We start from the raw sequence: 9,699 nt of genomic DNA, 5'->3' as shown, positions 1-9,699 counted from the left end.
GCCGTCACTCCGGGCCGGGGCCCTGGGCCGCCTCACCGGTGCGCAGCCGGTCCGCGCGCCGCAGCAGCAGCGCCTGCTCCTGTGCGTTGCGCGTGAGCGAGGCGGCCCGTTCGAACTCCGCGCGGGCCTCCTCCGGGCGGCCCAGCCGCTCCAGCAGGTCGCCGCGTACGCTCGGCAGCAGGTGGTAGGAGCGCAGGGCCGGCGTGTCGGCCAGGGCCTCGACGAGCGGGAGCGCGGCTCCGGGCCCCTCGGCCATCGAGACGGCGACCGCCCGGTTCAGCTCGACCACCGGCGAGGGGAGCAGGGTGACCAGGCGGCCGTAGAGCGTGGCGATCGCCGCCCAGTCGGTGTCCTCGTAGCGCACGGCCGCCGCATGGCAGCCGGCGATCGCGGCCTGGACGGAGTACGGACCGCTGCCCGCGCGGGCCAGGGCCTCGACTCCGCGGCGGATGAGCATCCGGTTCCACCGGGTCCGGTTCTGGTCGGCGAGCAGCACCGGTGCGCCGTCGGGGCCGGTGCGGGCGGCGATCCGGGAGGCCTGGAACTCCAGCAGCGCCGCGAGCCCGTGCACCTCGGGCTCCTTCGGCATCAGCGCGGCCAGGAGCCGGGCCAGCCTGAGCGCGTCCTCACAGAGGGCGGGACGCACGAGGTCGTCGCCCGCGGTGGCCGCGTACCCCTCGTTGAAGATCAGGTAGATCACTTCCAGGACGGAGCCGAGCCGCTCCTCGCGGTCGGCGCCGTACGGGACCTCGAACGGCACTCCGGACCTGGCCAGCGCCCGCTTCGCGCGCACGATGCGCTGAGCGACGGCCGGTTCGGAGGTCAGGAAGGCGCGGGCGATCTCCTGCGTGGTCAGACCGCCCATCAGGCGCAGCGTGAGCGCGATCCGGGCGTCCGTGCGCAGGACGGGATGGCAGGCGGTGAAGACCAGCCGCAGCAGGTCGTCGTCGATGTCGTCCGGGGCCGCGGGCTCGGCGGGCGGCGGCACGTCCTCAAGGGTCCGGCCCACTTCGGCGAGCTTGCGCGCGTAGGTCTCCTTGCGGCGCACGAGGTCGACGGCGCGGTGCTTGGCGGTGGCCGTGAGCCAGGCGCCCGGCTTGTCCGGGACACCCGACCCGGGCCACTGTTCCAGAGCGGCGACCACTGCGTCCTGGGCGATCTCCTCGGCGATGCCGACGTCCCGCACGATGCGCGTGACGACGGCGATGATGCGCGCCGACTCGATCCGGAACACCGCTTCGACCGCCTGCGCCGTACGTTCTTCCGTCACGGCCACCCATCAGACCAGCCGTGACGGATCCGGGCAAACAGACCGGCGGCCCGCTCGGGCGGCCGGCTCCCGGTGGTCAGCCTTCGTCGATCTGGCGCAGCTCCGCGCCGACCGTCCAGTGCTCGGGGTGGATCTCCAGGAACCGCTTCGTCCACTCCAGGGCCTCGGCCTTGTCCTTGGCCTGGAGGATGGCGTAGCCGCCGACGACCTCCTTGGTCTCGGTGAACGGGCCGTCGGTGTAGCTCAGTTCGCCGCCGGACCAGGTCACCCGGGTGCCCTCGGAGGTGGGGAGCAGCCCCGCGGTGTCCAGCATGACCCCGGCCTTGGTGATCTCCTCCAGGAGCGCGCCCATGCGCTGCTGGAAGTCCTCCGGGAAGGCGGTGTCGGCGGGCAGGCTCTGCTCGTCGATACGGATCAGGGAAAGGAAGCGCGGCATGGTGACTCCTCGGTCGTGCGGGCGGGGCCTTTCCCCGCGGCTCACCCTTGTGTCGAACGGGAGGCGCCGGGATCGACAGCTCCCGGGAAATTCTTCGGAGAAACCTCCGGCACGGCCACCCGGCGTCTGCGCAGCCCCGCGCGCGGCGGCGCGCGCGTCCGGCACAGGAGGCCCGGGCGCGGGGGCCCGTACCGGCACCCAGGCGGCTACCCGCGAGTAGGATCACGGGGCCCGGGCCGTCCTTCCGAGAGGAAACCCATGCCGCGCACTCTCTCCTCCCCGCTGCTGCTCGCCGGCCTCCTGGCCACGGCGGGCGTGGCGCACGCCGTCAAGCCGGAGCAGTTCGACGCGATCGTGCCCCGCTCCCTGCCCGGCACCCCGCGCCAGTGGACGTACGCGAGCGGCGCGGCCGAGCTGGCGCTCGCCGCGGGCATCGTCCATCCGCGGACCCGCCGGGTGGCGGCTCTGGCCGCCGCGGCGTTCTTCGTCGGCGTGTTCCCCGCCAACATCAAGATGGCCGTCGACGCGCGGCGCCGCTCCCCCGCCGTCCAGGCCGTTGCGGTGGGCCGGCTGCCGCTGCAGATCCCCCTGGTCCTGTGGGCCCGCAAGGTGAGCCGCGGCGCGCAGCCTTAGAAGGGCCGGCCGGGGCCCGTGCCGGCGCGCCGGGAGGGCGCTCGCCCCCCTCCTTCGCCGGCGCACCCCTTCCGCTCACCCGCCCGGCCGGGAGGGGCGGGCTTGCGGCCCGGGTGCTCACGGGCTGTCGCCCGTCCAGTCCCAGTGGTCCGGATCGCTCGCCCGGCGCCGGTAGTGGGCGCGGCCGCCGGCTCCGTACCGCCCTATTTCCGTGGGGAGCCGTGCCTCCTCGGCGCGCTGCGCCGCGCTCCATCCCGTGATGTCGAGGAGGAGCCCGTCGAGGGGGCCGCCCACGAGTTCGCCGTAGGCGCGTCCGGGGCGGGGGCCCGGGTCGGGGTCGTCGTGGTCGGCGCCGTAGACCCGGCGCCGCAGCATCCTGTCGTCCATGCCGCCCAGCTTCACAGGCGGCACTGACAACGGGCGGCGCCGGCCACGGGCCGGTCCGACCGGGGCAGCCCGCGGCGGCGATGATGAGGTGGCAGCGCACGGTCCGGATCCACTCAGGAGGAGCTCCACCCATGGCACGTCGGGTACACCAGCCACTGGAGAACGAGGAGTTCGACTTCATCCTCGGCATGGCCGGGGGGCCGGTTCTCGCCTATTTCACCGGAACCTGGCCCAAGGCACTGGAGGGGTGCCGCGCCATGGACCCCGTCGTGGCGGAAGCGGCCGAGGAGTACGGCCCGCGCCTGACCGCCGTACGCACCGACATGACCCGCTGCCCCGGGCCGACCAGGCGTTACGGGGTGACGGGCGCACCCACCGTCGTCATCGTCAAGGACGGTGCGGCCACCGCCAGTCGGAGCGGGGTACTGACCCGGGCGGAGCTCCGGGAGTTCCTCGACGCCCACCTCTGATCCCCGTTTCCCCGCACGGGTGAAAAGGGGCTGTCTGGCCGAAACTGGCATGGATCAGATAGGTGCCTAGGGCATGTAATGGACTCCGGCGAGACGGAACCACGCCCTCCATGCCTATGAGGTGTCGCATGTCAGAAACCGTTGCCTTCCCCCAGGACCGCACCTGCCCCTACCACCCGCCGACCGCCTACGCACCCCTGCGCGAGAGCCGGCCGCTCTCCCGGGTCACCTTGTTCGACGGCCGCTCCGTCTGGGTGGTCACCGGCCACGCCGAGGCGCGCGCCCTGCTCGGGGACGGGCGGCTGTCCGCCGACCGGCAGAACGTCTCCTTCCCCACCCCCACCCGGCGGTTCAAGGGGCTGCAGAACCGGCGCACGGCCCTGCTCGGCGTCGACGACCCCGTCCACAACGCCCAGCGCCGGATGCTGATCCCGAGCTTCACGCTCAAGCGGACCGCGGCGCTGCGGCCCCGGATCCAGGAGACGGTCGACCGGCTGATCGACGCGATGGTGGCCGCGGGGCCGCGGGCGGAACTGGTGAGCGCTTTCGCCCTGCCGGTGCCCTCGATGGTGATCTGCGCCCTGCTCGGGGTCCCGTACGCGGACCACGAGTTCTTCGAGGCGCAGTCACGGCGGCTGCTGCGCGGGCCGGAGCCCGCGGACGTCGAGGCCGCCCGGGAGGAGCTCAACGGCTATCTGGCCGATCTGATCGAGCGCAAGCGGACGGAGCGGGGCGACGGGCTGCTGGACGAGCTCGTCGCCCGGCGCCTGGAGACCGGCGAGACCGATGTCGAGGAGCTGGTGTCCCTGGCGGCGATCCTGCTCATCGCGGGGCACGAGACCACGGCGAACATGATCTCCCTCGGCACCTTCACCCTGCTGCGGCACCCGGAGCAGCTCGCCGAGCTGCGCGCGGACCCGTCACTGATGCCGTTGGCGGTGGAGGAGCTGATGCGGTTCCTGTCGATCGCGGACGGGATGCTGCGGGTGGCCACCGAGGACATCGAGATCGGCGGGGAGCGGATCCGGGCGGACGACGGGATCGTCTTCTCCACCTCGGTCATCAACCGGGACGAGGCCGTCTTCGCCGAGCCCGACGTCCTGGACTGGCACCGCCCGGACCGGCACCACCTCGGCTTCGGCTTCGGCGTGCACCAGTGCCTGGGGCAGAACCTGGCCCGGGCCGAGATGGAGATCGCCCTGGGCACCCTGTTCGAGCGGCTGCCCGGACTCCGCCTGGCGGAGGACCCCGACCGGATTCCCTTCAAACCCGGCGACACCATTCAGGGCATGATCGAACTCCCCGTGGCATGGTGATCGCATGTCCTCAGCCTCAGCCTCACCGCGTCCGCGGATCGACATCGACACCACCGTCTGCATCGGCGCCGGCCAGTGCGCGCTGACCGCCCCCGACGTGTTCACCCAGGACGACGACGGCTACAGCCAGGTCATCCCGGGGCGGGAGGACGGCAACGGCAGCCCCCTCCTCCACGAGGCGGCCCGCGCCTGCCCGGTCTCCGCCATCACCGTGCGCACGCCCTGACGGCCGCGCCCTCCGGCGGGGCGGAACGCTCACCGACGCCGGGCCACTTCCTGTACAGTTGTCCAGGAAGTGGCCCGGCGTGCCCGGGCTGGGGTCGGGACCGCGGAGGTCGTCGTGCAGATCGTTGCCCAGGTGCTCATCGGCGTCGTCGCCGCGCTGCACGCCTATTTCCTGGTGCTGGAGATGTTCCTGTGGCAGCGGCCCCCCGGCCGGGCCCTGTCCGGGTTCGACGCGGAAACCGCGCGGCTCACCGCCACCCTCGCCGCCAACCAGGGCCTCTACAACGGCTTCCTCGCCGCCGGGCTGGTCTGGTCGCTCGTCACGGGCACCCTCGCCACGCAGGTCTTCTTCCTCGTCTGTGTGATCGTCGCCGGCGTGTACGGCGCCGCGACCGCCAACCGGCGGATCCTCCTCGCCCAGGCCCTGCCCGCCGCCCTGGCCCTCGGCGCGGCACTGTCGGCCGCGTGAGCACCGAGGACCCGCGGACCGCCCGTACCCGGGCCCGGCTCCGGGAGAGCCTGCTCGCCGAGTGTGCGCACCGCACGCTCGGCGAGGTCAGCGTCTCGGCCGTGGCCCGCCGGGCCGGCGTCGGCCGGGCCACGTTCTACCTGCACTACGAGGACCTCACCGCGCTCGCGCTGGACGCCTGCGCCGACGTGGTGCACGCCGCGGTCGACGCCCTGCACGCCTGGCAGACGGACCCGGGGGCCCGGGCCCCGGCCCGCCCCCCGGCCGCCCTGGCCGCATTCCTCGCCGACGCCGCCGCGCACGGAGCGCTCTACCGCACCCTGCTCCTGCCGGGCGGCGGCGGCCCGCTCGGCGACCGGCTCCACCGCGAGCTGCGCGCACGCGCCCACGCCGAGCGCACGGCGGTGGGCGCCCCGCACGCCGGCCTGGTCGCCTCGGCGGTGGCCGCCGCCTTCACCGGCGTCCTCGCGGACTGGCTGCACGGGCTCGTCCCCGGCGATGCGGCCGAACTGGCGGACCGCCTCTGGCCCCTGCTCCTCGCCCTGCACGGCGCACACCGGCGACAGCCGTGAGCCCCGCCGGGCGGAACGGCGGGGCTCAGCTGGTTCTCGACACGTGAAGCGACGCTAGTAGGCGGGCGTCACGTTCTCCGCCTGGGGGCCCTTGGGGCCCTGGGTGACCGCGTACTCGACCTTCTGTCCCTCGTCCAGGGACTTGTAGCCGCTGGTCTGGATGGCCGAGTAGTGCACGAACACGTCGGGCCCACCGTCGTCCTGCTGGATGAAGCCGAACCCCTTCTCCGAGTTGAACCACTTCACAGTGCCTGTTGCCATCGTGCAGATCCTTCACAACGTTCCACGCGGGCCGCACGTGGGGTGCAGCCGTTTCGATCCTTCCCACCCGCCCCGCAGACCACACCCGGAACGGGGCCAACCGGGGAACCTTCGCACTCACGCACCACCGTCGCCGGCGGCCGGCAACGCGGCGGACGGAGACCGGGGCGCGGCCGCCGCGGCCCGGCGCGGGCCGCCGAGCCGGCAGCCCAGGCACTCGCCGTGCCCGGTACGGGCGGCGGCGTCCCGCCGGCGCCAGTCCCGCTCGGCCGCCGGCCGGGGACCGCCGGGCTTGCCCCAGCCGGCCAGGTGCAGGAGCCAGGTGACGAGCGCGGCCACCCCCACGAGGCCGAGGCCGAGCCAGACGCCCGGGGCCCAGGCCCTGCAGACGGCGAGGCCCGCGAGGGCGGAGCCCAGCACGGCGAGGGCGGTGCCGGTCCATCCCGCGACGGTGTGGCCGAGGTCGACGTCTCCGTGGGCGCTCATGATTCTCCTGGTGGGACGGGTCGGCAGTAGGCTCGACGCAGAGAAAAGTTTTACCTCGCAAGATAAACATCTCGCGGACTAAGTAACTTAGACGCTAAGGAGTTTTTGGGTGCACGGCAAGCCGCGCCCCGCGGCCACGGCCGGGGAGGCGATCTCGCGCATGGACCAGTACGTCGCGCTGGGCCTGATCGGCCAGCAGGAGGTGGCGCAGCTGCTGGGGCTGAACGTCACCGACCTCACCTGCCTGGGCCACGTCCTGGGCGCCGGGGACAGCCCCCTCTCGGCCGGCGACCTCGCGGAGCTGACCCACCTCACCACCGGCGCCGTCACCGGGGTGCTCAACCGCCTGGAACGGGCCGGGTACGCCCGGCGCACGCCCGATCCGGCCGACCGCCGCCGGGTCCGCGTGGTGGCCGACCCGGACGCCGCCGCCCGCGTCGTCGCGGTGTACGAACCCTTCTACGCACGGCTCGGCACGCTGTTCGCCGAGTACACCCCCGACGAGATCGCCGTGATCGCCGACTGGTTCGGGCGCGCGGCGGAGGAGATGCGCGCACACCTGGCCCAGGTGCGGGCCGGTGAGCTGGGACCGGTGGCTCCGTAGCGCCGCAGCGCCCGATGGTAAAATCTCCCTTTTCGCGTCTCACGGAAGGTTCTGCATGAAGAACCCGTCAGCTCATGGGCGTTTCGGTATCAAGCCCGGTGCCAAGGCAGGCCCCAAGGGCGGTGCGAAGACCGCCGGCAAGGCCCCCCGGGCCACCGCCCTCCAGGGCGAGTTCGCGATGCCCGAGACGATCAGCCCGGCGCTGGCGCCCGTGGAGACGTTCGCCGAGCTCGGCCTGCCCCGTGAGCTGCTGGAGACGATGACGGAGCTGGGGGTGACGCAGCCGTTCCCCATCCAGGCGGCCACGCTCCCCAACTCCCTGGCCGGCCGGGACATCCTCGGCCGCGGCCGGACCGGCTCCGGCAAGACCCTCGCCTTCGGCCTGGCCCTCCTGGCCCGTACGGCCGGGCGCACCGCGGATCCGAAGCGTCCGCTGGCGCTGGTCCTCGTACCCACCCGCGAGCTGGCCCAGCAGGTGACCGAGGCGCTGGACCCCTACGCCCAGGCCCTGAACCTGCGCATGGCGGCCGTGGTGGGCGGCCTGTCGATCGGCAAGCAGGTCAGCGCGCTGCGCCGGGGCGCCGAGGTGGTCGTGGCCACCCCCGGGCGGCTCAGCGACCTGGTCGGACGGCGCGACGTCCACCTGGAGCGGGTACGGATCACCGTGCTCGACGAGGCCGACCAGATGTGTGACATGGGCTTCATGCCGCAGGTGACCGAGATCCTGGACCAGGTGCACCACGCCGGTCAGCGGATGCTGTTCTCGGCCACGCTCGACCGCAATGTCGACCAGCTCGTGCGGACCTACCTCAAGGACCCCGTCTCGCACTCCGTCGACCCCTCGGCGGCCTCGGTGTCGACGATGGACCACCACGTGCTGCACATCCACGCGGCCGACAAGTACTCGGCGGCGACCGAGATCGCCGCCCGCGAGGGCCGGGTGCTGATGTTCCTGGACACCAAGCACGGGGTGGACCAGTTCGTGAAGCACCTGCGGGCGATGGGCGTACGGGCACAGGGCCTGCACAGCGGGAAGTCGCAGCCGCAGCGCACCCGGACGCTGGCGCAGTTCAAGAGCGGGGAGATCACGGTCCTCGTCGCCACGAACGTGGCCGCGCGCGGCATCCACATCGACGACCTGGACCTCGTCGTGAACGTGGACCCGCCCGCCGACCACAAGGACTACCTGCACCGGGGCGGCCGTACCGCCCGGGCGGGCGAGTCCGGCAAGGTGGTCACCCTGGTCACCCCGAACCAGCGACGGGACATGGTCCGGCTGATGTCCGAGGCGCGGATCCGGCCGACCACCACCCAGGTGCGCTCCGGCGAGGCCGCACTGAGCCGGATCACCGGCGCCCAGGCTCCCTCCGGCGTGCCGCTGGCGGGCGCCGCACCGACCGACGCGAAGGGCCGGCCCTCGGGCCCGGACCTCGGTTTCCGCGGGATCGGCACCCGCCCGGGACGGCCGGGCAAGGGCAAGGAGTCCCGCAAGACGGCCGAGGCCCGGCAGATCGCCGAGGCGCGCCGCGCCGCCCGGGTGCGCCGGGGCGGCTAGAGACGGGCCCGTGTTCCGGACCAGGCGGTCGTGAGCCGGGCGCCGTCATGCGTCGTGCCGGTGCCGGCCCCCGCCGCTGCGGGGGCCGGCACCGTGTGTGCGGAGCAGGCGGGCGGGCTCAGCGGCGTCGGCGGCGCCGGGCCACGATGGCGCGGGTGATGACCGGCGGGAGCAGGTCCTTGGCCAGCTTCCGCCAGCGGGCCCCGGGCCGTGGACCGGGCTGGTGGCCGGCCCGGCCCGCCGGTGCGGCCGGGGCGGGGGCCGGCTCGGGGGCGGGCCGCAGCGGCCGCGGCGGCTCGGGCGGGACCACCCCCTGGTCCCCGATGCGGACCAGCGACTGGCCTGCGACCAGGTCCACGCCGTGCCACAGGTCCGTACGTCCCTCCAGCCAGGAGAGGAGCGCGGCCTGGTGCGGCGCCGCGTCGTCCCAGGTCGCGTAGAGCTTCGACGCCGAGACGCAGATCAGGTGCAGCTCGCCGGTGGCCACGGCGGCCCAGACGGCGGCGGCGACGCCGGGGCAGTGCTCGGAGCGGTAGTCGTCGAAGACGACCACCGCTCCCGGGGCCGCCACGACCCGCGAGGAGGCGATGTCCTGGACGACGTGCTCGTAGAGGTGCGAGGCGTCGATGTGGACGAACCGGCAGCTCGCCGGGCGCACGCGGTCGGCGACCACGGAGGTGGGCGCCTGGATGACCGTCGGCAGCGCCTCGTGGAAGGCCAGGTAGTTCGTCTCGAACCCGCGACGGGTCAGGGTGGGGTACGAGTCCTGCGTCTCCGCGAGGTTGGACGCGTCGGGCGCCGGTGAGTCGAAGAGGTCGCAGACCGTGAACTCCTCGCCCTCGCGGAGGTATCCGCCGAGGAAGATGGCGCTCTTCCCCATGAAGGCGCCGAGTTCGAGGAGGTCGCCTCCCGGCCCTTCCTCTGCGTTCTGGCGGGTCAGGAACCAGTCGAAGAGCGCCTGGTCATAGCCCGAGAACCAGCCGTCGACCTGACCGAATTCGGTGGGGACGGGCGT

General features: G+C 73.5%; 14 protein-coding genes. 8 read left to right on the top strand and 6 right to left on the bottom strand.

The genetic code is table 11. The features are described 5' to 3' along the window. Positions 1–4: 4 nt before the first annotated feature. On the bottom strand, positions 5–1,270 hold the full coding sequence (locus ABZ128_RS28030; RefSeq protein WP_356851737.1) for a DUF6596 domain-containing protein: 1,266 nt from the start codon (positions 1,268–1,270) through the stop codon (positions 5–7). A gap of 76 nt (positions 1,271–1,346) precedes the next feature. After that, positions 1,347–1,706, bottom strand: coding sequence for a YciI family protein (locus ABZ128_RS28025; protein ID WP_356851736.1), 360 nt, complete (start codon positions 1,704–1,706; stop codon positions 1,347–1,349). A gap of 258 nt (positions 1,707–1,964) precedes the next feature. Between ABZ128_RS28025 and ABZ128_RS28020 the strand changes: the two genes are divergently transcribed. Beyond that, on the top strand, positions 1,965–2,339 hold the full coding sequence (locus tag ABZ128_RS28020; protein WP_356851734.1) for a DoxX family protein: 375 nt from the start codon (positions 1,965–1,967) through the stop codon (positions 2,337–2,339). Positions 2,340–2,456: 117 nt separating this feature from the next. Here ABZ128_RS28020 and ABZ128_RS28015 read toward each other — a convergent pair whose 3' ends face one another. Further along, positions 2,457–2,726 carry a hypothetical protein gene (locus ABZ128_RS28015; RefSeq protein ID WP_356851732.1) on the bottom strand — a complete coding sequence of 90 codons (270 nt, stop codon included), beginning with the start codon at positions 2,724–2,726 and terminating at the stop codon, positions 2,457–2,459. A 131-nt stretch (positions 2,727–2,857) separates the two neighbouring features. Here ABZ128_RS28015 and ABZ128_RS28010 point away from each other — a divergent pair, with 131 nt between their 5' ends. The 5 genes from ABZ128_RS28010 to ABZ128_RS27990 all read left to right on the top strand — a co-directional run bounded on the left by ABZ128_RS28010 (position 2,858) and on the right by ABZ128_RS27990 (position 5,778). Further along, positions 2,858–3,196, top strand: coding sequence for a thioredoxin domain-containing protein (locus ABZ128_RS28010; protein WP_356851730.1), 339 nt, complete (start codon positions 2,858–2,860; stop codon positions 3,194–3,196). A 128-nt stretch (positions 3,197–3,324) separates the two neighbouring features. Further along, complete coding sequence (locus ABZ128_RS28005) at positions 3,325–4,512, top strand: cytochrome P450 (RefSeq protein WP_356851728.1); 1,188 nt, start codon at positions 3,325–3,327, stop codon at positions 4,510–4,512. Between the two features lie 4 nt (positions 4,513–4,516). Next, positions 4,517–4,738 carry a ferredoxin gene (locus ABZ128_RS28000; RefSeq protein ID WP_356851726.1) on the top strand — a complete coding sequence of 74 codons (222 nt, stop codon included), beginning with the start codon at positions 4,517–4,519 and terminating at the stop codon, positions 4,736–4,738. 114 nt (positions 4,739–4,852) lie between these two features. After that, the gene (locus ABZ128_RS27995; RefSeq protein WP_356851724.1) at positions 4,853–5,206 is read left to right on the top strand and encodes a DUF1304 domain-containing protein; all 354 of its coding nucleotides are present in this window, start codon (positions 4,853–4,855) and stop codon (positions 5,204–5,206) included. Next, positions 5,203–5,778: a TetR family transcriptional regulator gene (locus ABZ128_RS27990; RefSeq protein WP_356851722.1), complete on the top strand. Its 576-nt coding sequence runs from the start codon at positions 5,203–5,205 to the stop codon at positions 5,776–5,778. The genes ABZ128_RS27995 and ABZ128_RS27990 overlap by 4 nt, the downstream gene beginning before the upstream one ends. Positions 5,779–5,832: 54 nt before the next feature. Here the strand turns inward: ABZ128_RS27990 and ABZ128_RS27985 are convergent, their stop codons facing one another. Continuing rightward, positions 5,833–6,039, bottom strand: a complete 207-nt coding sequence (locus ABZ128_RS27985; protein WP_356851721.1) for a cold-shock protein — start codon at positions 6,037–6,039, stop codon at positions 5,833–5,835. A 117-nt stretch (positions 6,040–6,156) separates the two neighbouring features. Then, complete coding sequence (locus tag ABZ128_RS27980) at positions 6,157–6,525, bottom strand: HGxxPAAW family protein (protein ID WP_356851720.1); 369 nt, start codon at positions 6,523–6,525, stop codon at positions 6,157–6,159. Between the two features lie 109 nt (positions 6,526–6,634). Here ABZ128_RS27980 and ABZ128_RS27975 point away from each other — a divergent pair, with 109 nt between their 5' ends. Continuing rightward, positions 6,635–7,129 (top strand): MarR family transcriptional regulator, encoded by a 495-nt coding sequence (locus ABZ128_RS27975; protein WP_356851719.1) that lies wholly within the window; start codon positions 6,635–6,637, stop codon positions 7,127–7,129. 178 nt (positions 7,130–7,307) lie between these two features. Continuing rightward, entirely contained in the window at positions 7,308–8,684 is a 1,377-nt protein-coding gene (locus tag ABZ128_RS27970; protein WP_356851794.1) for a DEAD/DEAH box helicase, read from the top strand. A 118-nt stretch (positions 8,685–8,802) separates the two neighbouring features. Here ABZ128_RS27970 and ABZ128_RS27965 read toward each other — a convergent pair whose 3' ends face one another. Further along, on the bottom strand, positions 8,803–9,624 hold the full coding sequence (locus ABZ128_RS27965; RefSeq protein ID WP_356851792.1) for a class I SAM-dependent methyltransferase: 822 nt from the start codon (positions 9,622–9,624) through the stop codon (positions 8,803–8,805). Between the last annotated feature and the right edge of the window lie 75 nt (positions 9,625–9,699).

Source organism: Streptomyces sp. NPDC006326 (assembly GCF_040612915.1).
In the GTDB taxonomy this organism is placed as follows: domain Bacteria; phylum Actinomycetota; class Actinomycetes; order Streptomycetales; family Streptomycetaceae; genus Streptomyces.
This window is presented reverse-complemented; position numbering and strand designations above follow the sequence as displayed.

Coding starts and splice junctions, on each gene's coding strand:
- ABZ128_RS28025 (WP_356851736.1), bottom strand. CDS start 1,706: ATGCCGCGCTTCCTTTCCCTGATCCGTATCGACGAGCAGAGCCTGCCC.
- ABZ128_RS28020 (WP_356851734.1), top strand. CDS start 1,965: ATGCCGCGCACTCTCTCCTCCCCGCTGCTGCTCGCCGGCCTCCTGGCC.
- ABZ128_RS28015 (WP_356851732.1), bottom strand. CDS start 2,726: ATGGACGACAGGATGCTGCGGCGCCGGGTCTACGGCGCCGACCACGAC.
- ABZ128_RS28010 (WP_356851730.1), top strand. CDS start 2,858: ATGGCACGTCGGGTACACCAGCCACTGGAGAACGAGGAGTTCGACTTC.
- ABZ128_RS28005 (WP_356851728.1), top strand. CDS start 3,325: ATGTCAGAAACCGTTGCCTTCCCCCAGGACCGCACCTGCCCCTACCAC.
- ABZ128_RS28000 (WP_356851726.1), top strand. CDS start 4,517: ATGTCCTCAGCCTCAGCCTCACCGCGTCCGCGGATCGACATCGACACC.
- ABZ128_RS27985 (WP_356851721.1), bottom strand. CDS start 6,039: ATGGCAACAGGCACTGTGAAGTGGTTCAACTCGGAGAAGGGGTTCGGC.
- ABZ128_RS27980 (WP_356851720.1), bottom strand. CDS start 6,525: ATGAGCGCCCACGGAGACGTCGACCTCGGCCACACCGTCGCGGGATGG.
- ABZ128_RS27970 (WP_356851794.1), top strand. CDS start 7,308: ATGCCCGAGACGATCAGCCCGGCGCTGGCGCCCGTGGAGACGTTCGCC.